Source organism: Pseudobutyrivibrio sp. (assembly GCF_017471675.1).
Classification (GTDB): domain Bacteria; phylum Bacillota; class Clostridia; order Lachnospirales; family Lachnospiraceae; genus Pseudobutyrivibrio.
In genome coordinates this window covers 1-25,982 of record NZ_JAFUSK010000003.1, presented here as the reverse complement: position 1 = coordinate 25,982, position 25,982 = coordinate 1, and the positions used below count along the sequence as shown (strand labels likewise).

25 protein-coding genes are annotated in these 25,982 nt (G+C 40.6%); 23 read left to right on the top strand and 2 right to left on the bottom strand.

What is annotated here, in order from left to right:
- Positions 1-73 precede the first annotated feature (73 nt).
- Entirely contained in the window at positions 74-1,033 is a 960-nt protein-coding gene (locus IJ535_RS00550; RefSeq protein ID WP_294297291.1) for an L-lactate dehydrogenase, read from the top strand.
- Position 1,034: 1 nt separating this feature from the next.
- On the opposite strand, the gene IJ535_RS00545 is transcribed toward IJ535_RS00550, so the two are convergent.
- Positions 1,035-2,345, bottom strand: coding sequence for an HD-GYP domain-containing protein (locus IJ535_RS00545; protein ID WP_294297289.1), 1,311 nt, complete (start codon positions 2,343-2,345; stop codon positions 1,035-1,037).
- Positions 2,346-2,650: 305 nt separating this feature from the next.
- On the opposite strand from IJ535_RS00545, the gene IJ535_RS00540 reads away from it, so the two are divergent.
- The 16 genes from IJ535_RS00540 to IJ535_RS00465 all read left to right on the top strand — a co-directional run bounded on the left by IJ535_RS00540 (position 2,651) and on the right by IJ535_RS00465 (position 16,053).
- Positions 2,651-4,555, top strand: a complete 1,905-nt coding sequence (locus IJ535_RS00540) for a hypothetical protein (RefSeq protein ID WP_294297286.1) — start codon at positions 2,651-2,653, stop codon at positions 4,553-4,555.
- 14 nt (positions 4,556-4,569) lie between these two features.
- Positions 4,570-5,076, top strand: a complete 507-nt coding sequence (locus IJ535_RS00535; protein ID WP_294297283.1) for an ankyrin repeat domain-containing protein — start codon at positions 4,570-4,572, stop codon at positions 5,074-5,076.
- A complete protein-coding gene (locus IJ535_RS00530; protein ID WP_294297280.1) occupies positions 5,066-5,377 on the top strand; it encodes a hypothetical protein in 312 nt (103 codons plus the stop codon). Before IJ535_RS00535 ends, IJ535_RS00530 begins: the two co-directional genes overlap by 11 nt.
- Positions 5,367-5,762, top strand: coding sequence for a YwqH-like family protein (locus IJ535_RS00525; protein WP_294297277.1), 396 nt, complete (start codon positions 5,367-5,369; stop codon positions 5,760-5,762). The genes IJ535_RS00530 and IJ535_RS00525 overlap by 11 nt, the downstream gene beginning before the upstream one ends.
- 245 nt (positions 5,763-6,007) lie before the next feature.
- The gene (locus IJ535_RS00520) at positions 6,008-6,232 is read left to right on the top strand and encodes an acyl carrier protein (protein ID WP_294295301.1); all 225 of its coding nucleotides are present in this window, start codon (positions 6,008-6,010) and stop codon (positions 6,230-6,232) included.
- A 2-nt stretch (positions 6,233-6,234) separates the two neighbouring features.
- Positions 6,235-6,714 carry an acetyl-CoA carboxylase biotin carboxyl carrier protein gene (gene accB / locus IJ535_RS00515; RefSeq protein WP_294297274.1) on the top strand — a complete coding sequence of 160 codons (480 nt, stop codon included), beginning with the start codon at positions 6,235-6,237 and terminating at the stop codon, positions 6,712-6,714.
- A gap of 2 nt (positions 6,715-6,716) precedes the next feature.
- Entirely contained in the window at positions 6,717-8,099 is a 1,383-nt protein-coding gene (gene accC, locus IJ535_RS00510) for an acetyl-CoA carboxylase biotin carboxylase subunit (protein ID WP_294295297.1), read from the top strand.
- Positions 8,099-8,887 (top strand): acetyl-CoA carboxylase carboxyltransferase subunit beta, encoded by a 789-nt coding sequence (locus IJ535_RS00505; protein WP_294297272.1) that lies wholly within the window; start codon positions 8,099-8,101, stop codon positions 8,885-8,887. The genes accC and IJ535_RS00505 overlap by 1 nt, the downstream gene beginning before the upstream one ends.
- A 2-nt stretch (positions 8,888-8,889) precedes the next feature.
- Positions 8,890-9,690, top strand: coding sequence for an acetyl-CoA carboxylase carboxyl transferase subunit alpha (gene accA / locus IJ535_RS00500; RefSeq protein WP_294297270.1), 801 nt, complete (start codon positions 8,890-8,892; stop codon positions 9,688-9,690).
- The gene (locus IJ535_RS00495; RefSeq protein ID WP_294297267.1) at positions 9,691-10,620 is read left to right on the top strand and encodes a beta-ketoacyl-ACP synthase III; all 930 of its coding nucleotides are present in this window, start codon (positions 9,691-9,693) and stop codon (positions 10,618-10,620) included.
- 232 nt (positions 10,621-10,852) lie between these two features.
- Entirely contained in the window at positions 10,853-11,788 is a 936-nt protein-coding gene (locus IJ535_RS00490; protein ID WP_294297265.1) for a nitronate monooxygenase, read from the top strand.
- A gap of 201 nt (positions 11,789-11,989) precedes the next feature.
- Entirely contained in the window at positions 11,990-12,943 is a 954-nt protein-coding gene (gene fabD / locus IJ535_RS00485) for an ACP S-malonyltransferase (RefSeq protein WP_294297262.1), read from the top strand.
- Positions 12,940-13,665: a 3-oxoacyl-[acyl-carrier-protein] reductase gene (gene fabG, locus IJ535_RS00480; protein ID WP_294297259.1), complete on the top strand. Its 726-nt coding sequence runs from the start codon at positions 12,940-12,942 to the stop codon at positions 13,663-13,665. Before fabD ends, fabG begins: the two co-directional genes overlap by 4 nt.
- A gap of 1 nt (position 13,666) precedes the next feature.
- The gene (gene fabF, locus IJ535_RS00475; protein ID WP_294297256.1) at positions 13,667-14,905 is read left to right on the top strand and encodes a beta-ketoacyl-ACP synthase II; all 1,239 of its coding nucleotides are present in this window, start codon (positions 13,667-13,669) and stop codon (positions 14,903-14,905) included.
- A 204-nt stretch (positions 14,906-15,109) separates the two neighbouring features.
- Positions 15,110-15,538, top strand: coding sequence for a 3-hydroxyacyl-ACP dehydratase FabZ (fabZ, locus tag IJ535_RS00470; RefSeq protein ID WP_294297254.1), 429 nt, complete (start codon positions 15,110-15,112; stop codon positions 15,536-15,538).
- A 53-nt stretch (positions 15,539-15,591) separates the two neighbouring features.
- On the top strand, positions 15,592-16,053 hold the full coding sequence (locus IJ535_RS00465; RefSeq protein WP_294297253.1) for a MarR family winged helix-turn-helix transcriptional regulator: 462 nt from the start codon (positions 15,592-15,594) through the stop codon (positions 16,051-16,053).
- 116 nt (positions 16,054-16,169) lie between these two features.
- Here IJ535_RS00465 and IJ535_RS00460 read toward each other — a convergent pair whose 3' ends face one another.
- Positions 16,170-17,393: a DUF4317 domain-containing protein gene (locus IJ535_RS00460; protein ID WP_294297250.1), complete on the bottom strand. Its 1,224-nt coding sequence runs from the start codon at positions 17,391-17,393 to the stop codon at positions 16,170-16,172.
- A 318-nt stretch (positions 17,394-17,711) separates the two neighbouring features.
- On the opposite strand from IJ535_RS00460, the gene asnS reads away from it, so the two are divergent.
- The 6 genes from asnS to rlmD all read left to right on the top strand — a co-directional run bounded on the left by asnS (position 17,712) and on the right by rlmD (position 25,642).
- The gene (gene asnS / locus IJ535_RS00455; protein WP_294297247.1) at positions 17,712-19,112 is read left to right on the top strand and encodes an asparagine--tRNA ligase; all 1,401 of its coding nucleotides are present in this window, start codon (positions 17,712-17,714) and stop codon (positions 19,110-19,112) included.
- Positions 19,113-19,532: 420 nt separating this feature from the next.
- A complete protein-coding gene (asnA, locus tag IJ535_RS00450; RefSeq protein ID WP_294297244.1) occupies positions 19,533-20,543 on the top strand; it encodes an aspartate--ammonia ligase in 1,011 nt (336 codons plus the stop codon).
- 229 nt (positions 20,544-20,772) lie between these two features.
- Entirely contained in the window at positions 20,773-21,060 is a 288-nt protein-coding gene (locus IJ535_RS00445; RefSeq protein ID WP_294295904.1) for a YerC/YecD family TrpR-related protein, read from the top strand.
- A gap of 89 nt (positions 21,061-21,149) precedes the next feature.
- Complete coding sequence (locus IJ535_RS00440) at positions 21,150-21,785, top strand: DUF1836 domain-containing protein (RefSeq protein WP_294297241.1); 636 nt, start codon at positions 21,150-21,152, stop codon at positions 21,783-21,785.
- Between the two features lie 84 nt (positions 21,786-21,869).
- Entirely contained in the window at positions 21,870-24,191 is a 2,322-nt protein-coding gene (locus IJ535_RS00435; RefSeq protein ID WP_294297238.1) for an ATP-dependent helicase, read from the top strand.
- Positions 24,192-24,244: 53 nt separating this feature from the next.
- Entirely contained in the window at positions 24,245-25,642 is a 1,398-nt protein-coding gene (gene rlmD, locus IJ535_RS00430; RefSeq protein ID WP_294297235.1) for a 23S rRNA (uracil(1939)-C(5))-methyltransferase RlmD, read from the top strand.
- Positions 25,643-25,982 lie beyond the last annotated feature (340 nt).

The following is a 25,982-nucleotide window of genomic DNA, read 5'->3' as shown; positions in this document are numbered from 1 at the left end:
GGGAGGTGACCTGCGGGAGCACGGAACACTATAAGGCAACTTGTATGCGTAACAAACGGACCAGGAGGTGTAAATGGCAGTAGAAGTTAACCCAAGAAAAGTAGCGATAATTGGTGCAGGTTTTGTTGGCTCTGCAACCGCATTCGCATTATCACAAAGCAGTATGTTTTCCGAAATGGTTCTTATCGATGCGGACCATGAAAAGGCAGAAGGAGAAGCTATGGATATCAGCCACGGCACTCCATTTACTAAGCCAATTAAGATTTACGCAGGAGACTATGATGATATTGCAGATGCTGCAATCGTAGTAGTTACTGCAGGAGCAGGTCAAAAGCCAGGGGAGACTAGGCTTGACCTTGTTCATAAGAATGTAGGCATTTTTAAATCTATTATTCCTGAGATTGCAAAGAGAGATTTCGGTGGAATCCTTCTTATTGTGGCAAACCCAGTTGATATTCTCACACTTACAGCACTTAAGCTTTCAGGCTTGCCAGAGAACCGTGTAATTGGTTCTGGTACAGTGCTTGATTCTGCCCGTCTTAAGACAGAGCTTGGTGAGCATTTAGGAATTGATAGCCGCTCAGTGCATGCTTTCATTATTGGTGAGCATGGTGATAGTGAGATTGCTGCATTCTCAAGTGCTAATGTATCTGGTATCCCAGTAAATGATTTCTGTGAGATGAGAGGTCATTTTAACCATGATGAATCCGAGAAGATTATTGCAGACCGTGTAAAGAATGCTGCTTACGAGATTATCAAGAGAAAGCATGCAACATACTATGGTGTTGCAGTTGCTGTAAAACGTATATGCGAAGTAATCGTTCGTGATGAGCGCTCAATTCTATCTGTGTCATCTATGATGCACGGTGAGTATGGCATTGAAGATATTTGCCTTTCAATGCCAGCCATTGTAGGAGCAGACGGATTAGAGACAAAGGTACCTATTTCTCTAGATGATGATGAGATTAAGGCTTTACAGGAGTCAGCAAGAACACTTAAGGAAGTAATTGATACAATCGATTTTACAGTTTAAATTAATCTACATATTTAGCTTTGATTTCTTTAATTTCATCGAAGCAACTAACGAAAGCATCCACAACGGTTGGTGAGAATTGCTCGCCACGTTGCTGGATGATTTCTTTTTTTGCTGTTTCCAAATCCCAGGCCTTTTTGTAGGCACGCTCACTTGTTAAGGCATCAAAAACATCTGCAACAGATACTATCTGGGCATAGATAGATATTTCATTCTTCATAAGGCCCTGAGGGTAGCCTTTACCATCCCAACGTTCATGGTGCTCTAAAGCAATAATGCGGGCCATTTCTATTATTTCACCTTCAGAGTTTGCCAGAATATCCCAACCATATTGAGCATGACCCTTCATAATTTCGTATTCTTCGTCGGTAAGCTCACCCTTCTTTTCGATGATGTCGTGGCTGATTAGTAATTTACCTAAATCGTGCATCATAGCAGCGATTTTAATATTTTCAACCTCGTTTTCTGACAATTTCATAGTACGGGCAAGCAATTTGCTGTACTCTGCCACTCTTCTTACGTGTTGTCCTGTTTCTCCAGATTTTGCCTCAGATATTTCCGTGAGCTTTATGATGATATTTTCTTGGCTGGATTGAAGCTTTTCATAATATTCGTGTTTTTTATCGTATTGCTTGGCAACGCTAATAGCAATCTTTTCGTAACCAAGTGCAAACAGACTGCTGACCATTGCTACTGAATCCAACCAGAAAACATTTTGAACATTTAAAACATCTGTGCCAAGCTCTGGGAATAGGAAATATGCAGCATAGAGTAAGTCCAGGATGTAGAAGAGTCCGACCAGATAAAGGAATACGTTTTTCCACTTAACAGAGGTTGACTGGAAAACAAAATTCATATCCTTTCTCAAGGTGACAAAGACGGTTAATAGGAAAATAGCATACCATAGGATATAACCTGGATATGATATCGCAACAATAAGAGTAAGACGCTCTATACACACATACTGCATGTATACCGTGGCGTCTAAAAATTTATTCATGTTTGTGAAACGGCTAAAAAGCATTCCGCCGATGATTATAAAGATAGCATCAAATGTCATGTTTATTATGATAAATATGACATTATAAGAATCGGAAAAACCAAAATCCAGTACAATGATTTTGTACAACTGGATAACTAATTGCTCACCAATAATAGAAACAAATGAAGGCGAAACAAAAAATAGTTTAATGAATCTTTCTATGATGTAACGCTTATCTTTACCATAGAATGCAAGAAATATTAAATTTAGTGACGCGAACCATGCGGCAGATATAAGCTTTGGCCAATACAGCTGAAATAATTCAATCATAATAAACCTATCTATTTCAAAATAAATACATACAAAGCACTATCTTATTTTTAACATTAAAGTATGTCTAAATTATTATAGAATTGTTCATAAATTATAAAAAATGTTTATGGAGTAACTTTTTACATAGCTGTTTGGCGGATTATACAGATTGACTACTATGTTCTAATAAAAGATAACGGGAAGAAGAATATAGCAAATAAGATAAAGAATATGAAAAGGAAAATAAAATGTCCGCTAAGAGTTTCGATAGTCAAAAAGTTATAGAATATTTAGATTGTCTGGATTCACAAGGTAATAGCTTTATGATAAAAGCAGATAATCTTAGAAATGCATATAACACTTTTATAGATAATGAAACATTTGATGGTGATGCAGCAGATGCTGCAAAAAGACTACTCAATGAAGTGGAAATACAATTACTAGATGATGTAGTTGAGTCTCAAAAATATTTAATGCAATTATATCTGCATATGCTAGGAACATTCCAGGAAAAAGTCGATTCGTCAGACTATGCAAGAATTAGTATACCAATCTTAGAAGTGATACATGATGAATATTATGAAAAATATAAACAGTATAAAGAACACGCTTCAAATATAACAGAGATAGCAAGAATTGCACAATTAAGATATGGAGATATTTATCCAATTACTCAGCCAGATTCAACAGTTGTAGAGAACGCTTTTGAAGACTTAATAGGAGTAAACTACAACAAGGGACATATAAATAAATGTATAGAGAAATTTGAAGATTTTGATGATGAAGAGATTATCTATGCAAAGAATATGGATTTAGACGGATATCTTGATAATGTTGACTTGAAAATATCAAGGTTATGTGAGTTGCTTGATAAATATGATGTGTTAATAAATGATTATAATTTAACGACTCAATATATTGATTATATCATTAATGGTAGCATTATAGATGAGACTTTATTTGGTACAGTATTTAATTGGCTAGAATGTTCATCAAATGATAAAATCAGAAATTTAATAAACAGTCCATTTTATAAAATCTTGAAAAGCAAATTTAGTGTTGATGTTGCTATAGGAATGAGTTTTAGGGAAGGGGCAAAGTACATTGCTACATTATTTGATACATTTGGTAAGGGGATACATAAGTATGCTAACAAATTAATAGATATTGAATATAATAATAGTTCCGATATAGTATTTGATATTAATGCATTGCATTTTGAACCCTTGTTTATAGCAATGTATTTACCTACAAAGCTTTGTCCGAACAGTGAGTATGCAAAAGTCTATGATATCGCCACTGATTATAGAAAACGATTTTATAAAGGCTGTCAAAAGGGAATAGTAGATGTTGGAACAGGCTTGTTATCAATACCTAAAGATATTTTAAAAGCAAGGGATAGTGAAGAAAACAGTCTGATTTCAGTTGCTAATTACATAAAAAACAATGGTTTAAAGAATCTGCATGAAGATTTAAGACGCGACATAAATGAAATGACGGAGCGTCTTAAAACTATGAAAGCTGTAATTGTTGAGGAGTTGTCAGTTAAGATAGACACAAATACAATAGGTGATTGGTATGAGGATTCAGGATATATAACTGGCATAATTATGGCAAGTGCTGGCATAGCAAAGGTTGGAGAATTACTTAGTGGCGTAGAAACTGTTGAAGTAGATGTAGAAGCTGAGAATGTTGTAAAATCTATAAGTAAAACAGATATATATTTAGATGGAATCGTAGATACAGCTGGCAATATTGACGCTGAAAAAATGCGCACCCTTAGATTGGCAATTCAAAGAGGTGAGTTTTCTAAAGAGGAAATTAGTGAGCTATGTGTTAAAGTTGGTGAACTAGGTATAACTGAAGAATATGAAAGTACAATGAAGAGTATCAACTTTGGAAAGTATTTAAGGAATATAGTAGGCGAGCCGCCAGAAGGAATGTATGATCCTCATGCGCATCATATTTTATTTAAAACTGGGCTAAAGGGAAGGCAGCAAGAGTTAGTAAAAGAGGGACAGAGGATTTTAAGAGAATATGGTATAGATCCGATAGTTGGGCAGGAGAATATTGTATGGGCGCCTAGGGGTGTAGTAGGGCAGCATACGACAGTATCACTTGAAAAAGTTGTGGACGGTTTAAAATGCATAGATGATATGGGAGGAGATTATGAACAAATAGTAAAGGCTTTAAAAAAATATGGTAAGAACGCTAGTTTAATAAAATAAAGGAGAGATAAAATATGGATAATAAAGAATCAATAAAAAAAATGAGACAATTAATTAAGCAAGGTAATATTCAATCTGTAAAAAAATTAATAAAAAAAAATAAAGAATTACTGACAATTGAGACTCCATTTGGGACATGGTTAGAAGTATCAGCTGATTTAGGACAAATTGATTTAGTAAAATTTTTTTTAGAATCTGGAATAGATGTAAATAAAAGTTGTGGTATTTCAGAAGGTGGTCCTATGGAAAGTGCAGCATTTGAAGGACATCTGGAAGTAGTTAAATTATTAGTTCAAAATGGAGCTATACTAGATGTTAGTACAGCAGCAAAGAATCCGCTATTTGCAGCAATATATAATGGACATTTTGATATTGTTAAATTTTTAGTTGAAAATGGTATAGATTATAAAGCTAGCTATAAGATAGGAAGTATAGAAAACTGCGACGCATATGAATATGCCCGTCAATATGGTCGTACAGAGATAGCTGAATATTTGAAGGAAAAAATGAATGAAAAATAAAGTATCAATAGAAACGGAAAGATATGACTCTATTGTTGGAAACATTAAAGCTGCTGCAACAGACTGTATTTTAAACGATAACGACTTTCTAGCTTATGAGGACACTAAAGGCACAGCAATAGAGGAGTTTTTATCTCATAGAGCTGATAGAGTTTGTGAATTAACAAAGAAGTATCAAATGCAGTCATCTGAAATACTTGTAGATAGGCTTAATCAACTTAAAGAGGATATTGTTGAAACAGATAGAGCCGTAGCGGAAAACATAAGAGTTAGAAGAGGGACGATTAATATTGAGCAGTAGAGATATTCAGAATCAAATAGATGGACTGTATGCCCAAATAAGAACATATGAAAGCAACATTAATGAAATTAAAATGATGAAATCTGATATTATTTCAAATTCCAACAGTATTGATCATGATATTAAGGAATGGAATGACATGTACGATATAAGCTCAGATAACAAATGGAAGGGTAAACTGCATGAAGAAGCGATAGATTATCAATATTCAATATCTAATAGTTTATCAAAATATTTGGATGATATTGATAATGCATTATCGGATTTGAATGCAGTAATTTATAGACTTGAGGAAAAGATTAATTCATGCAAATCGAGTATTTCATCATTAGAGATTGAGTTGGCGAATGCATTAGCTTATGAAAGAGAACTTCAAAACAAATAGATAATCGCTTTGTATCATCTCAAAAAATATAAAAATAGAGTAATTTAGCCTGTTTATCAGGAAATAAAACGAAAAAACTGTAGCACCAGAAATATGGTGTCTACAGTTTTTTTAGTACTGAGAAATTTTATCTAAAAATATTTATTTAGAATATTGACATTGAAACAGAAATGGTTATTATATAGAGTGTTAAATAAAAATATTTAGCTAATCAGATTTAGTTAAAAATGCAAAGGAGAAAAATTATGTTTGAAATTGTTAAGGAAGTAATTATTGACACACTTAGCTGTGCAGCTGACAAGGTAACTATGGAGGCAAATCTTTTTGATGATTTAGGAGCAGATTCATTAGATGCTGTAGAGCTTTCACTTGCAGTTGAGGAAAAGACTGGCATCACAATCGAAGAAGAAGCTATGGAAAACATCAAAACAGTTGCAGACATCGTAAATTATCTTGAGGCACATAAGTAATCATGGAATTAAAAGAGATTAAAGAGCTTTTAAAAGCTTTTGATGAAAGTGAAAGCTCATATTTTTCACTAAAACAGGATGGTGTAAATATCAAGCTTAAAAAGCCATCTGAAACAGTGGCAGTTTCTGTAGCACCAGTTGCACAGGCAGCTCCAGTGGCAATGCCACAGGCTAGCGCACAGGCGGCACAGCCAGTACCAGCAGCATCTACCACAGAGGCTGAAGAGCCTAAGGAAGATGCAGATGGAACAAAGGTGCTAGCTCCACTTGTAGGAGTTTTCTATGCAGCACCTACACCAGAAGCCAGTGCTTATGTTCAGGTAGGTGACACTGTTAAGGAAGGTCAGATTCTTTGTCTGATAGAGGCAATGAAGATGATGAGCGAAATAACTGCACCAAAGGATGGCGTGATTAAAAAAATCTATGTAAAGAATCAGGATGTGGTTGGATTTGAAGACCCACTGTTTCTCATAGGAGACTAGAAATGTTTAAGAGAATATTGATAGCTAATCGTGGCGAGATAGCAGTAAGAATCATCAGGGCATGTATGGAAATGAATATTGAAGCTGTTGCAGTATATTCCACAGCTGACAAGGATTCATTACATGTAAAGCTTGCAACCAAAAGCATTTGCATTGGTCCTGCTAGAGCAGCAGATAGCTACTTAAACATGGATGCAATCATAACAGCAGCCCAGGTAACTGGTTGCGATGCCCTTCATCCTGGATTTGGTTTCTTATCAGAGAATTCTGATTTTGTACGTAAGTGCAATGAGGCGGGAATCGTTTTTATCGGCCCTACACCAGAGGCCATGGATGCCCTAGGTAACAAGGCAGCTGCAAGAAAGATGATGATGAAAGCAGGAGTACCTGTAGTTCCTGGCTCAGATGGACCAGTAAAGGATTACAAGGAACTGGAAAAGATAGCAAAAAAGATTGGTTATCCAGTGCTTATCAAAGCATCTGCCGGAGGCGGTGGCCGAGGCATGAGAAGGGTGTACGCCAAGGAAGATTTGCAGAAGCTTTATGAAGAGGCCAAGGCAGAAACAATTGCCTGCTTCAATGATGATGAGATGTATGTGGAAAAGCTGGTGCTTAATCCTCGCCATATCGAATTTCAGATTTTGGCAGATGAGCATGGCAATGTAATACATTTAGGAGAGCGTGATTGCTCTATTCAGCGTAAGAACCAAAAGCTTATCGAGGAAAGCCCTTGCATGTTTATAGATGATGACTTGCGTAAGGCAATGGGTAAGGCGGCGGTGGCAGCTGCAAAGGCGGCAGGCTATACCAACGCTGGAACAGTAGAGTTTGTCCTTGATGAGAAGAATCATTACTATTTCATCGAAATGAACACTCGTATTCAGGTAGAGCATGGTGTTACCGAGGCTGTTACAGGAATCGACTTAATCAAGCAGCAGATAAGAATAGCATTTCATGAGCCACTTAAGCTACGTCAGAAGGATGTAAGCCTTAGGGGACATGCAATGGAATGTAGAATCAATGCTGAGGATCCTGCCAAGGGATTTATGGCAAACACCGGAAAGATTTCATTTTTGAATATTCCAGGTGGTCCAGGGGTTAGAGTGGACACCCTATTATACAACGGGTATGAAACTAGTCCATTTTACGATTCTATGATGGCAAAAATCATTGTACATGCACCTACCCGATTAGAGGCAATCCGCAGAATGCGAAGAGCCTTGCTTGAGCTGGTAACAGATGGAATTACCACTAACGGAGATTTTGATTATCTGTTACTTCATCATCCGGATTTTGTTAAGGGCAATTACAATGTAAGCTTTATCGAGAATCATTTGGATGAAATATTGGCTTGGGACAAGGCAGTGGCTGATGAGGAAGAATAATGACAAGTGTAGTAGATAAAAGAAAAAACAAATTTAATAGATACAAGGACTTGCGTGAAAATCCTACTGAGCTGCTAGAACCTGCCATAAAGCCGGTAAAGGAATATGATGCTTTTGACAGGATAAAGGATATTGCAGACGAAGGAACTTTCAAGGAGTTTGAATTTGATTTTCCAGAAACAAATCCACTTAAGTTTGAGGGATATGTGGAAAAGAAGGAAGCTCTTAGAAAAGAAAATAATTGTCACGATGCAATAATAGCCGGCGAATGTGAAATAGAAAAAATGCCTTGCGTGCTTGCTGTAATGAATAAGAAGTTCATGATGGCATCAATGGGAATGGAGCTTGGTGAGACATTTTGCAGAGCATTGGAATATGCTGGAGAGAAGCATTTGCCATTTATTGTATTTACTGCCAGTGGTGGCGCCAGAATGCAGGAGGGAATCCTAAGCCTTATGCAGATGGCAAAGACCAGTGCAGTAGTTAAGAAATTTAAGGATGAGGGAGGCTTGTACATTACAGTACTTACTCATCCAACCACAGGTGGAGTTAGTGCAAGCTTTGCAACGCTTGGTGACATCACACTTGCAGAGCCTAAGGCTTTGATAGGATTTGCAGGCCCACGAGTTATTGAGCAAACAATCGGACAGAAGCTTCCAGAGGGCTTCCAGCGAGCAGAGTTTTTGCAGGAACACGGTTTTGTGGATGCAATCGTCAGAAGAGAAGACATGAAAGAGATGTTAGCAAAGATTCTGATGCTTCATAAAAACGTGTATGAAGGGAGGTAACTATGAGTGCTATAGAAAAGGTTCTTATCGCCAGAGATAAGGATAGACCAAAGATTACTGATTATGTAGACAATCTATTTACCGATTTCTTCGAACAAAAGGGAGATTTCCTTGGAAAAGAGGACGGAAGCATTTACGGCGGAATCGCTCTTTTTCACGGGAGACCAGTAACAGTGTTAGGTCATCGCAAGGGACGCACTGTAGAGGAAAACATGGCTTGCAATTTCGGTATGCCAGGGCCGGAAGGATATCGTAAGGCTCTTAGGCTTATGAAGCAGGCAGAAAAGTTTTCAAGACCTATTATTACATTTGTAGATACACCAGGTGCCTATCCAGGACTTGAGGCAGAAATGTACGGACAGGCTCAGGCCATTGCCGCAAATCTTGCTGAAATGAGTGCTTTGAAGGTACCAGTGATTTCCATTGTAACAGGTGAGGGTTCCAGTGGTGGTGCCCTTGGCATAGCAGTGGCAAACAAGGTGTACATGTTAGAAAATGCAATCTATTCTGTGCTATCACCAGAGGGGTTCGCATCTATCCTGTGGCATGACAGTGCCAGACGTGATGAGGCTGCCGAGGTGATGAAGCTTACAGCAAAGGATTTGTATGAATTTGGGGTGATTGATGGAATCATCAAGGAAGCTGATGTATTTAAGGCTATTGATAAACAGATTTCATCAGCGCTAAAGGAGCTTGATAAGCTTTCAGCTGACGAGCTAACAGTGGACAGATATGAAAAATTTAGATACTTCGATGAGGCTAGAGTAAATGCTTCATCTGTAGAAGAAATGGAAGTTGTATAAATGACTGGAATTAGAATACTAGCAACAGGAAAGGCCGTGCCAAAAAGGGAAGTAACCAACGATGACATGGCAAAGATTGTTGATACAAGCGATGAATGGATTAAACAAAGAACCGGCATGAGTGTGAGACATCACGTAAGCGATGGAGAAAATCACACCATGTTAGCAGAGCAGGCCGCTAGGGCTGCAATCGAGAGAGCTAATATTAATAAAGATGATATTGGTGTTGTAATCGTATGTACCGTATCAGCCGACTATTATTCGCCATCGGCAGCATGCTTAATACAGGGCAGGTTAGGGCTTAAGAAGGATGTTATTGCTTTTGACCTTGGGGCTGGCTGCTCCGGCTTTGTGTTTGGCCTTGAAACAATTAGGGCGTTGATGATGGCAAGAAAAGAGAAATACGGATTGCTAATTGGAGCCGAGGTTTTATCGAAAAAAATGGATATGACCGATAGAGGCACCTGTGTATTGTTTGGTGATGGTGCAGCAGCTGCAGTGGTAGAACTGTCAGACAAGCTGTATACATCAGTGATAGGTGTAGATGGTGATGAAGAAATGATTAACATCAAAACACCAAATGGCTATATCCACATGGATGGTCAGGGCACTTACAAATTTGCCGTAGCCACAGTGCCAAAGGTAATAGAACAGGTGGTAAAGGATGCAGGCCTTACTTACGATGATATTGATTATTATGTAATGCACCAGGCTAACCTTCGTATTATCGAATCCATAGCCAAAAAGGTAAAGCAGCCAATGGATAAATTCATCGTAAATATAGAAAAATATGGTAACACTTCCGCCGCAAGCGTAGGCTTAGCCCTAGACGAAGCCTTTGAAGAAGGCCGCATCAAACCAGGCGACAAAGTCCTTATCTGCGCCTTCGGTGCCGGCCGCACCTGGGGCGCCGTGGTGGTGGAGATGTAATCCGTAGAAGCGTAATACGTAAATACGTAGGTGGATTACATAGGTACGTAAAATATTTAAATGAGCATATGACTAGATAGAATTAAAAAGTTATCAATGAGCCCTTCGAGTAACGTCTACACTTAGTGAGCGCTTGCGCGAACTTAGTGTGGCAACGTTACGTAATGAGCGAAAGCGGGGCGAATGATAATTTTTTAATTCTAGATAGACATATGCGGACTTAGAGGTATATATGAAACTTAGAGATTTGACAGGAACTAAATATAGTGTAATTCAGGGTGGAATGGCGAACATAGCTACAGGTGAATTCGCCGCAGCGTGTTCTAATGCAGGCGCCCTTGGACTAGTGGCAAGCGGCGGTATGGACGCCGAAAGCTTGCGTGAACAAATAAGAATATGTAAGAGCAAGACTGATAAGCCTTTTGGCGTGAATCTGATGCTTATGAATCCTGATGTGGATAACATAGCTAAGATGCTAGTGGAAGAAAAGGTTCAGTTTATAACAACAGGAGCAGGTAACCCTGGCAAGTCTATGAAGGCTTGGAAAGAAATGGGAGCTAAGGTATTCCCTGTAGTAGCTTCTGTAGCACTTGCCAAGATTATGGTTAGGGCTGGCGCTGATGCAGTTATTGCAGAAGGTGGCGAATCAGGTGGTCACGTAGGAGATATGACTACCATGACATTGCTTCCACAGGTAGTTGCAGCAGTGGATGTGCCAGTTATTGCAGCAGGCGGTATTGCCAGTGGCAAGCAGATGGCCGCAGCTATGATGTTAGGTGCTTGCGGTGTCCAGGTAGGTACATGCCTGCTTGTATCAGAAGAATGCCCAATACACGAAAACTATAAGCAGACACTGATTAAGGCAAAGGATAATGCCACTACAGTAACAGGACGCTCTCAGGGTGCACCAGTTCGTATCATCAAAAACGAAATGGCCCGCGAGTATTTGAAGCTTGAGGCAGAGGGCGCTGATAGAGAAAAGCTAGAGCACATCACCCTTGGCGGTCTTCGCCGTGCTGTATGCGATGGCGACATGATTCGCGGCTCAGTAATGTCCGGCCAAGTATGCGGTCAGCTCACCGCCATCCGTCCCGTAGTAGAAATATTAGACGAAATGGTCACCGGCGCCAAGACGTGTCTATCTAAAGCCGCGTCGATTGAACTGTAAATAATTAGATATTTATGAAAGGTTAGATGAGCCTGAACTAGCCAAGCTATAAAAAGTTATCAATGAGCCCTTCGAGTAACGTCTACACTTAGTGAGCGCTTACGCGAACTTAGTGTGGCAACGTTACGCAATGAGCGCAAGCGGGGCGAATGATAATTTTTTATAGCTTGGATAGTACAGGCGGATTAAAGGTTTGAGAATATGTTAGGAATTGTTTATGCAGGCCAGGGTTCTCAAAGAGTGGGAATGGGCCAGGATTTTTATGAAAAGTATGACAGCTTTAGAAAGACCTTTGATGGGGCTACTGAGGCTGTAAAGAAGGTAACTGATATGGATGTCGCCAAGCTGTGTTTTGAGGGTCCAGAGGAGCAGTTGTCTCAGACTAAGTATACTCAACCAGCTATGGTGGCTTTCGCAATCGGCGTTACTAAGCTTTTGAGGGAGGCAGGAATCACAGCTGATTATACATGTGGTCTTAGCCTTGGAGAGTATTCTGCATTGTATGAGGCAGGTACAATCAATGAGGAAGATGTTATGGAGCTTATCGCAAAGCGAGGTAAGTACATGGCAGAGGCTTCCGAGGGATTGGATGTAAAGATGGCAGCTGTAATGGGTGCAGATAGAGAGACAGTTTTTGAGTGCTGCGGTAAGGCTAATGCAGAGCTTATGGGTGAGAAGATTGTTCAGGCTGCTAATTTTAATTGCCCTGGTCAGATTGTAATTTCTGGTGATGCTTTGGCTGTTGATAAGGCTAGCGCATATCTTAAAGAGGCTGGAGCAAAAAGAATTGTGCCACTAAAGGTAAGTGGACCATTCCATACATCGCTGATGAAGCCTGCAGGAGATAAGCTCGCAGAGGAATTTAAGAATATCTCCTTTAATGAAGAGCAGTCAAAGGTGGTGTTCAATTGCCTTGGAAGAGAAAAGAATGACGGGGAAGATATTCCTACACTTCTGGAAAAGCAGGTTCAGTCATCTGTTTATCTGGAGGATTCAATTAAGTATATGGTAGATGCAGGTGTAGATACTATTATCGAAATTGGACCAGGTAAGGCAATTAGTAAGTTTATAAATAAGACAGTGGATGATGTAAAGGTGTATTCAATCGATTCTGTTGAGGACTTCGAAAATACGGTAAAGGAGTTAGGCGCATGAGTGTTGCACTAGTTACAGGCGGAAGCCGTGGAATAGGAAGAGTAATAGCTGAGAAGCTTGCATCGGCAGGCTTCAATATCGCTATCTGTTATTCAGGAAATGAAAGCGCAGCCCAGGAAACGATCGAGCTTTGTAAGAAGCATGGTGTTCAGGCTATGTATATTAAGGCTGATGTTTCAAGTGAGGCAGAGGTAAGTGAGATGTTTGCCCAGGTTAAGAGCCTGCTTGGACCTGTGGATGTGCTTGTTAATAACGCAGGTGTTACTAAGGATGGCTTGTTGATAAGAATGTCCGAGGCGGATTTTGAAAAGGTGGTTGATATTAATCTTAAGGGTACATTCCTTTGTACTAAGGCTGCAATCAAGGACATGATGAAAAATAGAAATGGAAGCATCATTAACATCACATCTATTGTAGGTGTACAGGGCAATGCTGGTCAGGCAAATTATGCTGCAAGTAAGGCTGGTCTTATCGGATTTACCAAGTCAGTTGCAAGAGAATATGGTGCTAAGGGAGTTAGGGTAAATGCCGTTGCCCCTGGATTTATTCAGACTGCTATGACAGATGAGCTTCCAGAGAATGTAAAGGAAGATTATCTAAAGCGCATTCCTCTTAATAGATTTGGTCAGGCAGAGGATGTGGCAAATGTTGTAGAGTTTTTGGCATCTGAGAAAGCCTCATATATCACTGGTCAGGTGGTAGAGGTAACTGGAGGAATGTAAAATGAAAAGAAGAGTTGTTATCACTGGCATGGGAACGGTTAATCCCCTTGGAAACGATGTGGAGGCTACATGGGATGCTGTAAAGGCAGGTAAATGTGGAATCGGCCCTATAACACATTTTGATACAAGTGACTTGAAAGTTAAGCTCGCTGGGGAAGTGAAAAATTTTGACGCGGCAGAGGTTATTGGCCCAAAAGAGGCAAGACGTATGGATGTGTACACACAGTATGCCTGTGCTGCTGCAAAGGAAGCCTTTGAAGATTCAGGTCTTCAGATGGATAAGGAAAATGCAGATAGAGTAGGTTGCATTGTTTCATCAGGAATCGGCGGCCTATCTACCATCGCTGAGGAGCATGGCAAGGGGGAGGAAAAGGGCTATGGCAAGATTTCTCCATACTTCATCCCAATGTCTATCAGTAATATGGCAGCAGGTCAGATTGCAATTATGTATGGTCTTAAGGGTATGTGTACATGTGTTGTAACAGCTTGTGCCAGCTCAAACAATGCCATAGGTGATGCATTCCATCGTATCAGAGATGATTATGAGGATATTATGGTTTGCGGTGGTGCTGAAGGTGTAGTAATGCCCCTTGCTATTGGTGGATTCCAGTCTATGAAGGCGCTTTGTACAAGCGAAAATCCTAATAGAGCATCTATCCCATTTGATAAGGAAAGACATGGCTTTGTAATGGGGGAGGGTGCCGGCATATTGGTACTTGAGGAATTAGAGCATGCCAAAGCTCGTGGTGCTAAGATTTATGCTGAGATAATTGGTTATGGTGCTAACTGTGACGCTTATCATATCACAGCTCCTAATCCAGAGGGCGAGGGCGGCGCTAAGTGCATGGCTCTTGCAGTGAAGGATGCAGGGCTTGAGATGGAAGATGTTGATTACATCAATGCCCATGGTACATCAACAAGCCTAAACGATGCCGGTGAGACGCTGGCTATTAAGAAGGCCTTTGGTGACCATGCGTATGAGCTTATGGTAAGCTCAACCAAATCAATGACAGGCCATCTTCTTGGTGCAGCAGGTGCCGTAGAGGGCATTATTACCTCACTTGCCCTTAGGGATGGATTCGTACCAGCTACTATCAATTACCTTGAAAAAGACGAAGCCTGCGACCTTGATATCGTCCCAAACATCGGACGCAAGGCCGACATCAAAGTGGCCCTTTCCAACGCCCTCGGCTTCGGCGGCCACAACGCATCAATCGTACTTCGTAAATACGAAGCGTAGGAAATTTAGATGAGGCGTAGTAAACAATTATTGATACAAGCAAGGAGCCAATCTCGCGACGGATTGTGTTAATGATTGTTTACGTAACACCGGACTATGGAGTTTAGATGAGGTGTAATACACAATTATAAATATAATCAAGGAGCCAATCTCGCGACGGATTATATTTATGATTGTGTATGTAACACCGGACTAGGAGTTTATATGCAGTTAAGTAATTCTCAAATTCAAGAAATATTGCCACACCGCTATCCATTTCTTTTGGTGGATAAGGTGGTAGAGTGTGAACCAGGTAAGTATGCTAAGGGCATCAAGTGCGTTACAGCTAATGAGATGCAGTTCATGGGCCACTTTCCTGGACATCCTGTTATGCCTGGTGTTCTAATTATAGAAGCACTGGCTCAGGTAGGTGCAGTTGCACTTTTAACGGAAGAGGAAAATAAAGGTAAGCTTGCGTTCTTTGGCGGTATCAAGAATGCGAGGTTTAAAAGACAGGTGGAACCTGGTGATGTTTTAAACCTCGAATGCACCCTTACAGCAAGGAAAGGACCAGTAGGGTTTGGGGAGGCTATTGCCACAATCGATGAAAAAATTGTTGCAAAAGCTGAAATTTCCTTTGCCATTGGCGAATAAATTGAGTATGATATTCTGTAGGTAATAAAGTTAAAGAAAGTTAGGAGTCAAAAATGTTAGAAAAAAATCTTACAGAGGTTTATACCAAATTCAAAATTCATTTTTATCAGGAGATGTTTAACAAGCTACATTCAAGAGAGACATCACTTACTATAGTTGAATTATTTTGCGTAGAAATTATATATTGCTTGAACAATCCTACAGTTAAAGAATTTGCTGATTTCATCGGCATTTCATCACCAAACGCAGCTTATAAGGTTGCTTGCTTGATTGAAAAAGGATATTTGCAGAAGGTACAGTCTCAGACAGATAGAAGAGAGTTCCACCTACACGTTACAGATAAGTATCTTGATTATCTCAATCTTTCAACAGGCTATGTTAGCACAGTTGCAGATCGTTCTGAGGAACACTTCTCTAAGGAAGAAATCGCAACACTCAACCATATCTTAGAGGATATGTCTAACGAGCTTATGAGCGAGGTTGCAATTCCTCACCTTGATGAGTTAGATAAATAAAAAGGCTTCTCCTTGAGGAGAAGCTGTCACCGCAGGTGACTGATGAGGTGTTTTTCAACATAAGCGCTTCATCAGTATACTGCGCATTAACCTTCTCATTTAATGAGAAGGTTTTTTTATATCTGTTCGCCATTGAGCACAAATGTCTCATCTGGTTCAATTGGAACACATACACATTTCTTGCCGTCTACATAAGCTGTAGTAACATCTGCAGCCTTGCTTTCAGATACTTTTACAACAATGTCAGGTATCTTGCCATCGGCTGTTTCTCCTGTGGCTTCTTTAAGCTGCTTAGTAAGGTCAACAACACGTTCCTTAAGCACATTTTTTTCAACTCTGATTTCATTATTCTTAAGAGCTTTTTCATCTAAGATTTCCTCTGCAAGTGGAAGCTGCTCTTCAAAATAGTTTTCAAAATTAGCCTGAATCTTTTCAACCTTCACATCAGAAAGTCCAGAATCTGTAAGGATATTTGCAACATCCTGTGGCTCTAATATAATAGGCTCTTCAGGTCCTAAGCGCTCTGCCTCTACAGTGATGAAATCTGATAGGTTCTGCTGGATATCAAGCTTTGTCTCAAGAGTCTCGTCAGTCTCTTCTCCAAGAGCCTGGTTAAGCATATTGTTAAATGCGTTCTTCTTTTGTGTGGTAGTCTTACGTGTGCCGCAGCCGATGCAGTTTTCCCAGAACTCAACATGAGGCTCCTTAGTGTTCTTAGTGTATGCAAGGCATGCATGCAAATCAGTGGAACGGTCTGTAAAAGCAGGGAATGTAAATGCAGTATCAACAGGGCCTACAACCCAATCCCTATCTCTTGCGCCAATGCGATTTTCCTGCTCACGGTAGCCAAGTGCTGCCTTAGAAAGCTGAACAGGGCAGATAGCACAGATGATGTATTCGTACACTTCCTCAGATTCATCTAATGCCAGGTTATCGCTAGTCTTCATAGGAACATCGTAAGTGTCATGGAACAATACAATTAGATAGTTTCCAACATAATCATAAGACTCAATAATACGATTATAGTATTCAATAAGAAGCTTCTCGTCCTGAAGGCCCGTCTCACGAAGCCTCATAAGTAAATCGTGACCGCTTCCTTCTATTTCTGATTCTGGGTCAAATGGAAGCTCTAAAAGATTGTTTCCAATAGTTCCAGACATGGCTTTGTTGGCAATCTCCAGATATTTATGAAATTCCTCATCCTCAAGATTAAGGAAGGTCTCTTTAAATGTAAGAACCATTTCCTTGTTAGCATCTACATAACAGCCAACCATCTTGTCAAAGTTGACGGAATCCTTTTTAAAACGTCGCTTTATTTCATTTACTTCTTTTTTATTCATTGATTCTTCTCCTAATCTAAATACTGCATAACCTACATTATAAATATGAAAAAAAACTAAGGCAAGGGTTGACATTAAAAACGTAAATAACTATACTTTACTCAAATAAAGAAAGGGGACAATCATGGCATTTACATCTATGCTTAATAATCTCAATAACAATAATAACAATAATTCCGTGAATAATAATCAGGGGATTTAATTTTATTGTGTTGATGAGATTTGAAGATTGTTCAAATATGTAAGAATTAGAAAGCCTCATCAAGCGCAAGTTTGATGGGGCTAATTTATTGCTAATAATTAGTGAGGAGAAAAGATATGAGTGTTAAAACAACAGATATTAGAACTCTTTCTAGAAACTTCAAAGAATATGGAGATAAGGAAGTAACTGTTTCTGGTTGGGTTCGCAACATGCGTGATTCAAAGACATTTGGATTCTTAGTACTTGCAGATGGTACTTTCTTTAATCCAGTGCAGGTAGTTTTCAACCAGGATAAGATTGATAACTTTGACGAGGTTCGTCACCTTAACGTAGGTGCAGCTGTATACGTAACAGGTACAGTAGTGCTTACACCAGAGGCTAAGCAGCCATTTGAGATTCAGGCTACAAAGGTTGTAGTTGAAGGAAAATCTACACCAGATTATCCAATCCAGCCAAAGAGACATACAATGGAATACCTTCGTACACAGACACATCTTCGTGCACGTACAAACACATTCCAGGCAGTATTTCGCGTTCGTTCTCTTTGCGCATATGCTATTCACAAGTTCTTCCAGGAGCGTGATTTCGTATATGTTCACACTCCACTTATTACAGGAAGCGACTGTGAGGGCGCAGGCGAGATGTTCCAGGTTACAACAATGGACCTTAACAACATCCCTAAGACTGAGGATGGCAAGGTAGATTTCTCACAGGATTTCTTCGGCCATGCTACAAACCTTACAGTTTCTGGTCAGCTTAACGGTGAGACATACGCACAGGCATTTAAGAACATCTACACATTTGGTCCTACATTTAGAGCTGAGAACTCTAACACAACTCGTCATGCAGCAGAGTTCTGGATGATTGAGCCAGAGATTTCATTCGCTGATCTTGAGGATGATATGGAACTTGCAGAGGATATGATTAAGTACATCATCAACTACGTATTAGAGCATGCTCCAGAGGAGATGGAATTCTTCAACAGCTTTATCGACAAGGGACTTCTTGATAGATTACATCACGTTGCTACTTCTGATTTCGGACGCATCACATACACAGATGCTGTTGCTGAGCTTGAGAAGCACAACGACGAATTCGATTACAAGGTATCTTGGGGCTGTGACTTACAGACAGAGCACGAAAGATACTTAACAGAAAAGATTTTTGGAAAGCCTGTATTCGTTACAGATTATCCAAAGGAAATCAAGGCCTTCTATATGAAGCTCAACGATGACGGCAAGACAGTAGCAGCTATGGACTGCCTCGTTCCTGGTATCGGAGAAATCATCGGTGGCTCTCAGCGTGAGGACGACTACGATGTACTCATCAAGAGAATGGAAGAATGCGGCCTTAAGGAAGAGGACTACCAGTTCTACCTTGACCTTCGTAAATACGGTAGCTCTCGTCATGCAGGCTTCGGACTCGGCTTCGAGCGCTGCGTAATGTACCTCACAGGAATGGGTAACATCCGTGACGTCATCCCATTCCCACGTACCGTAGGTAATTGCGATCTGTAATCAAATTCGCACATGAACATGTGTGAATTTGATTGCCCAGAACTGCCATTGCCGTAGGCAATCTTCAATGGCAGTTCTTCCCACTGTAGTCCGTAATCATTTTCGCTGACCCATACATATCTTTCTAAGACACGCTTTCGCTCATGTCGTGCTCGTTGCCCTACGTAAGGTGCTGCGTTGCACCACCTAAGTAGGGACGGCACTTTAAGGTCTTTAGAAAGACATGTATGTCTCAACTCAATGATTACTCACTTAATAACCCAAGCCGACATCATAACCTTGGTAAGCGCGAGCAGGGGGGCGCCATGCCTGACCATGGGTGGGTGCCCACGCCGGCGGGCTCCCATGGTTAGGTATGGAGGGTGCCCTGCGGGAGCACGGAACACTTGGCGGTCGGCGGATTTGACATAGGAGGAGAATATGAGCAAGATATACATTCCAGATGGATATGCTTCGGCACTTGATTTGAAAGAGACACAGATTGCTATTAAGAAGGTGAAGGATTTCTTCCAGGCACAGCTTACAGCGGAGCTTAATCTTCATCGTGTTACGGCTCCACTATTTGTTGAGCCAGAGTCAGGTCTTAACGATAATTTGAATGGTGTGGAACGCCCAGTTGCCTTTGGTGTGAAGGAGCAGGGTGATAAAGAGGTAGAGGTTGTTCATTCACTTGCTAAGTGGAAGAGAATGGCGCTTGGTAGATACCACTTCAATGTGGGCGAAGGCCTTTATACAGATATGAATGCAATCCGTCGTGACGAGGACACTGATAATATTCATTCTATTTATGTGGATCAGTGGGACTGGGAGTGTATAATCGAAAAAGCTGATAGGAATGAGGAGACTCTTAAGAAGTACGTAAAGAGTGTTTATGCAGCACTTCGTGTTACAGAAAAATACATTGCAAACGCCTATGATTATGTGCAGTGCATTTTGCCAGAGGAGATTCATTTTATTACTACTCAGGAGCTTGAGGATAGATGGCCTAATCTTTCTTCCAGTGAGAGAGAGTATGAAGCTGCCAAGGAATATGGTGCTATTTTCCTTATGAAGATTGGTGATTTGCTTGAGTCAGGTCAGAAGCATGATGGCCGTGCTCCTGATTATGATGACTGGCAGTTAAATGGAGATATCATTGTGTATTATCCAGTTGATGATATTTCACTTGAGCTTTCTTCTATGGGAATCAGGGTGGATGAGGATAGCCTTAAGAGTCAGCTTGAAAAGGCTGGCTGCGAGGATAGAGCTTCACTTCCATTCCAGAAGGCAATTCTTGAAAAGAAGCTTCCATATACAATTGGCGGTGGTATTGGACAGAGCCGTATCTGTATGTTCTTCCTTCGCAAGTGCCATATTGGTGAGGTTCAGTGTTCTTTCTGGCCTGAGGAAGATATTAAATATGCTGGCGATAGAGGTGTTACAATTCTATAAAATAAAATTATGCTTTACTTTTTTAGTGCTTTAGCGTAAAATAGCAGATGGCCCTTTTTTAGGGCCATTTTATTGTGTTTTTTTATTTATGGTTCTTTACTTTAAAACTTTAATGTGCTAAACTGAATTCATACAGAACGAACTGTGTGTAATTCTGTGTTTTTTTAGATTATAAAGTTCCATTAGAATAATCGCATATTAAACGAGGAATCAATAGGAGTATATTATAATGAACAAGAAACTTGAAACAGCAGAAATGGACGAGCTTTTGAGAGCTATTCTTAGTCTTGAAACCGTAGAGGAAGCCTACGAGTTTTTTGAAGATTTATGTACCGTAAACGAGATGGTCGCTATGAAGCAGCGATTCGAGGTTGCTAAAATGCTTCGAGAGGAGCGCACATATCAGGATATCGCTGACGAAACAGGTGCCAGCTCAGCTACTATCAGCCGTGTTAACCGTGCTCTTAACTATGGTAATGATGGATATGATATGGTGCTTAAGAGAATCAGTCAGTAATTGTTTAAATAGCATAATTATTGTGATAAAATGTAGGATGTAGTTTTTGAGACTACATCTTATTTTTTTGCTTAATTTGAGGAGGGAGTATGGACAGCACAAAGAAAAGACTAAGCAATATTTTACATCAATTGGCAGAGATAGATTATGTCCATCCAAAGGATATTCCTAATATAGATTTGTATATGGATCAGGTGCTTACATTCCTTGACCAGGAGCTTGGTACTGTGCGTGAGGCCACTGAGGACAAGGCAATGACCAAGACCATGATTAACAACTACACTAAGAATCAGATTTTGCCATCGCCTGAGAAAAAGAAATATTCCAGGGACCACATGCTTAATCTGATTTTTATATATTATCTGAAGAACTTCCTTTCCATGAAGGATATTAAGAATATTCTAGATCCAATTAATGAGAGATATTTTGGAGTAGATGAGGGGCTTGGCTTTTACGATATTTATTCCGCTATGGTTGGCTACGAAAGCAAGGTTGCCAATGATGTTACAAAGGACATTATCCGAAAGTACAATCTTAGTAAGGAAGCATTCTTAGATCAGGATGAGGAATCTAGGGCAGAGCTGCAGGAATTCACATTTATCTGCGAGCTTGCTTTCGATGTATTTGTTAAAAAGATGATGATTGAACAGTTTGTGGCAGGTCGTGATTCAAAGGGTGAAGAGAAGGAAGAAAATAGTACTAAAGAAAATCCAAAGGAAAACTAAGGATTATATAGATAGAATGATTTTTATATGATAGAATTATTCAGAACAAATTTTCGAATTAGTTAAAGATTGGAATTAATAGTTATGGATTTAAGTATGTTAAATGACAGGCAACGTGAGGGTGTTGAGACTATCGATGGTCCAGTGCTTATCCTGGCTGGTGCCGGTTCTGGTAAGACCAGGGTGCTTACACATCGTGTTGCTTATTTAATAGAGCGTGGGGTAATGCCATATAATATCATGGCCATCACCTTCACTAACAAGGCCGCACGTGAGATGCGCGAGCGTATCGATAATATAGTAGGCTTTGGTTCAGATGGGGTGTGGGTTGCTACATTCCATGCATCTTGTGTAAGAATCCTGAGAAGATTTTGCGAGAGACTTGGTCAGGGCTACAGCACCAATTTCACCATTTACGATACAGATGATTGCAAGACCCTAATGAAGGATATTTGCAAATATCTTCAGATAGATACTAAGCAGTTTAAGGAACGTACATTTTTAAATGTTATTTCTGATGCTAAGAACAAATTAATCGGTCCTGAGGAATTTACCAATCGTGCCATGGGTGATTATAATATGACACGTCAAGCATCTGTTTACAGGGAATATCAGGCTCGTCTTCGTCAGAACAATGCCTTTGATTTTGATGATTTGATTATGAAGACTGTTGAGCTTCTTCGTTTGGATGGAGAAGTTAGGGCGTACTATAATGACAAGTTCAAATACATCATGGTGGATGAGTATCAGGATACCAATGCGGCACAGTTTGAGCTTGTTCGCTTGCTTATAGGCGGAGCTCAGAACCTGTGTGTTGTAGGTGATGATGACCAGTCTATTTACAAGTTCCGTGGAGCTGATATTTATAATATTTTGAATTTTGAACAGCATTTTCCAGCGGCTCACGTTATAAAGCTGGAGCAGAATTATCGTAGTACAGGCAATATCCTGGATGCTGCCAATGCAGTCATTGCAAATAACGAAGGCCGTAAGGAAAAGGCTCTTTGGACAGAGGAGGAGGCTGGTGATAAGATTCAGTTCCAGCAATTCGACAGCGCTTATGAGGAGGCCAGCTACATTGCCAGCAACATAGCAGGCTTTGTCCGCAAGGGTGAGGCAGATTACAGGGACTGCGCAATCCTTTATCGTACCAATGCCCAGTCTCGTCTTATAGAAGAAAAGATGATTTACGAGGGCATTCCTTACAAAATTGTGGGCGGTGTTAATTTCTACAGCCGTAAGGAAATCAAGGATGTGCTTGCATATCTTAAGACAGTTGATAACGGGGCAGATGATATTGCTGTGCAGCGAATCATCAATATTCCAAAGCGTGGTATTGGTGCCACATCCATTGCAAAGGTGTCAGATTACGCCAGGGAGCATGGTCTTAATTTCTATGAGGCACTTGTTCACGCCAATGATATTCCATCTATCGGAAAGGCTGCAGTTAAGATTAAGGGCTTCACAGATTTAATCGAAAAGCTCAGAAAGATTGCAACAGAGGAATCTGTATCATCCCTTGTAGAGGAAATCCTAGACCAGACAGATTATGTGGCTGAGCTTAGAGCAGAGGGCACAGATGAGGCCAAGGCTCGTATCGAGAATATCGACGAGCTTCTTACAAAGGCCGTAGCCTACGAAAAGGATGCCAGAGACGACGATGAAGAGCCTACACTTTCAGGCTTCTTAGAGGATGTTGCTCTTGTTGCTGATATAGACAGCTATGAAGAAAGCGATAACTATGTTGTGCTCATGACACTTCACGGTGCTAAGGGTCTTGAATTCCCACGGGTATACATGGCGGGTATGGAAGATGGCCTATTCCCAGGTCAGGGCGCTATCTTTGACGGTGGCGGAGCCGATTCAGAATTAGAAGAGGAGCGCCGTCTTGTCTATGTTGGAATCACCCGAGCTAGAGAGCATCTTACTATGACTGCTGCCCGTATGCGTATGATTCGTGGTGAGACTCAGTTCCACAAGATTTCCCGCTTCGTTAAGGAAATACCTGAGGATTTAATCAAAGGCAATCTTTGGGAACCAAAGCCTATGGAGGATTATTCAAGCACTCCTATTGGAGAATACTCTGTGTATCAAAAGCCTTCTGGCAGAGGCCCAGCCATCGCCACAAGCTATGGCGATAACAAGCGCTCAGTACGTGATACATTTAAGACTAACGTATATACGGTAGGAAGTTCCACTACCGCAGTTGCCAACAAAAACGGAACTAAGATAGAAAAATCAGAATTGGAATATGGCATCGGCGACAGAGTCAGCCATATCAAATTTAAAGAAGGTACAGTAAAGGACATCATCGACGAAGGCCGCGACTACGAAGTCACCGTAGACTTCGACGGCGTCGGCGTGAAGAAGATGTTCGCTTCCTTCGCAAAATTAAAGAAAGTATAAAAGGCTTCCCCTTGAGGGGAAGCTGTCAGCGTCAGCTGACTGATGAGGTGTATATGAAACGCGGTGAAATAGTTCAGGGAAAAGTAGTAAAGGTTTCTTTCCCTAACAAAGGTATAATAGAAACAGCCGAGGGCGACCGTCTTCGCGTTAAGGGCGTGTTGCCAGGTCAGACTGTTTCAGTAAGAGTTAAAAAGAGTTCAAAAGAAAAGGCCCAGGGAAATCTTCTTTCCCTAGATGTTCCATCTCCTATGGAAATGGAGCAGCCTTATTGTGTACATTATGGTAAATGCGGTGGATGTACATATCAGTCGCTTCCTTACGAGGAGCAGCTAAAGCTGAAAGAGGGCATGATTCATGATTTAATGGCTCCTGTCATCAGCGAAGAAGTATGGAATGCCACATACGAAGGCATCAAAGCCAGCCCAAAGCAGTTTGGTTATCGTAATAAAATGGAGTTCTCATTCGGAGATGAGGTAAAGGACGGCCCACTTACACTTGGTATGCACAAGAAGGGCAGCTTCTATGATGTTGTTACAGTAGATGGTTGTCAGATTATCGATACAGATATGCGTCGAGTTCTTACAATCACTTTAGATTACTTCGCAAATGCGAAGCAGCCATATTATCGCAAGAATACACATGAAGGCTACTTGCGCCATCTGCTTGTTCGTAAGGCAACAAAGACAGGTGAAATCTTAGTAGATTTGGTTACCAGCACACAGATTTCATCAATCTACGAGCTTGCTCTTTTAGAGGGATGGAAGCAGGCACTTTTGAAATGTCAGGATTGGGAAGGAAAGCTTACTGGCATTCTTCACACCAAAAATGATAGAGAAGCTGATGTGGTAGCAGACGAAGGCACAGAGGTGCTTTACGGACAAAGCTGGTTTAAGGAAGAGCTTCTTGGTCTTTCATTTACCATCACACCATTTTCATTTTTCCAGACTAATTCACTTGGAGCAGAGGTGCTTTACAGTACAGCACGTGATTTCATTGCTGCTGGTGCTGATGGAGCAGAAGTATACGACCTTTATTCAGGTACAGGCACTATCGCTCAGGTTATCGCACCTGCAGCAAAGCATGTAACAGGTGTAGAAATCATCGCCGAAGCTGTTGAGGCAGCTAAGGAAAACGCCAAGCTCAACGGTCTTGATAACTGCGACTTCATCGCAGGCGATGTTCTTAAGGTTCTTGATGACATTTCAGAAAAGCCTGATTACATCATCCTTGACCCACCTAGAGACGGCATCCATCCAAAGGCCCTGGACAAAATTATCGATTATGGTGTAGATTCACTAGTCTACATCTCCTGCAAGCCAACCAGCCTTGCCCGCGACCTAGAAGTCTTCCTGGCACGCGGCTATCATGTAACCCGCTTGGCCTGCGTTGATATGTTCCCTGGAACTTATCATGTGGAGACTGTGGTTCTGCTAACAAGGCAGAATACCTGACAATCCTTGAATTTACGCACTTTTGCGAGTTTTTCTCTTTCAATTATGTGGAGGAAAATCGCAAGGAAAAAACCCTGATTCAGAAAATTACCGTGGCGGTAGCTTTTGAACTGGAGACGGGGAACACAAAAAATCCGGATATAAAAGTGAATATGGATACCATCGAATGATGGCTTTAAATAGGGATATTGGCAAGAGATGCTGATATCCCTTTTTGCGTATAAAACATGGAAGGAGGGCTTACATATTATGACCTTTACAGCGATAGGTGCAGTTGGCGGGATATACTTCATAATCTCCCATGGAAAGATTTTAAAACCAGGGAGGATGGAAAGATGGT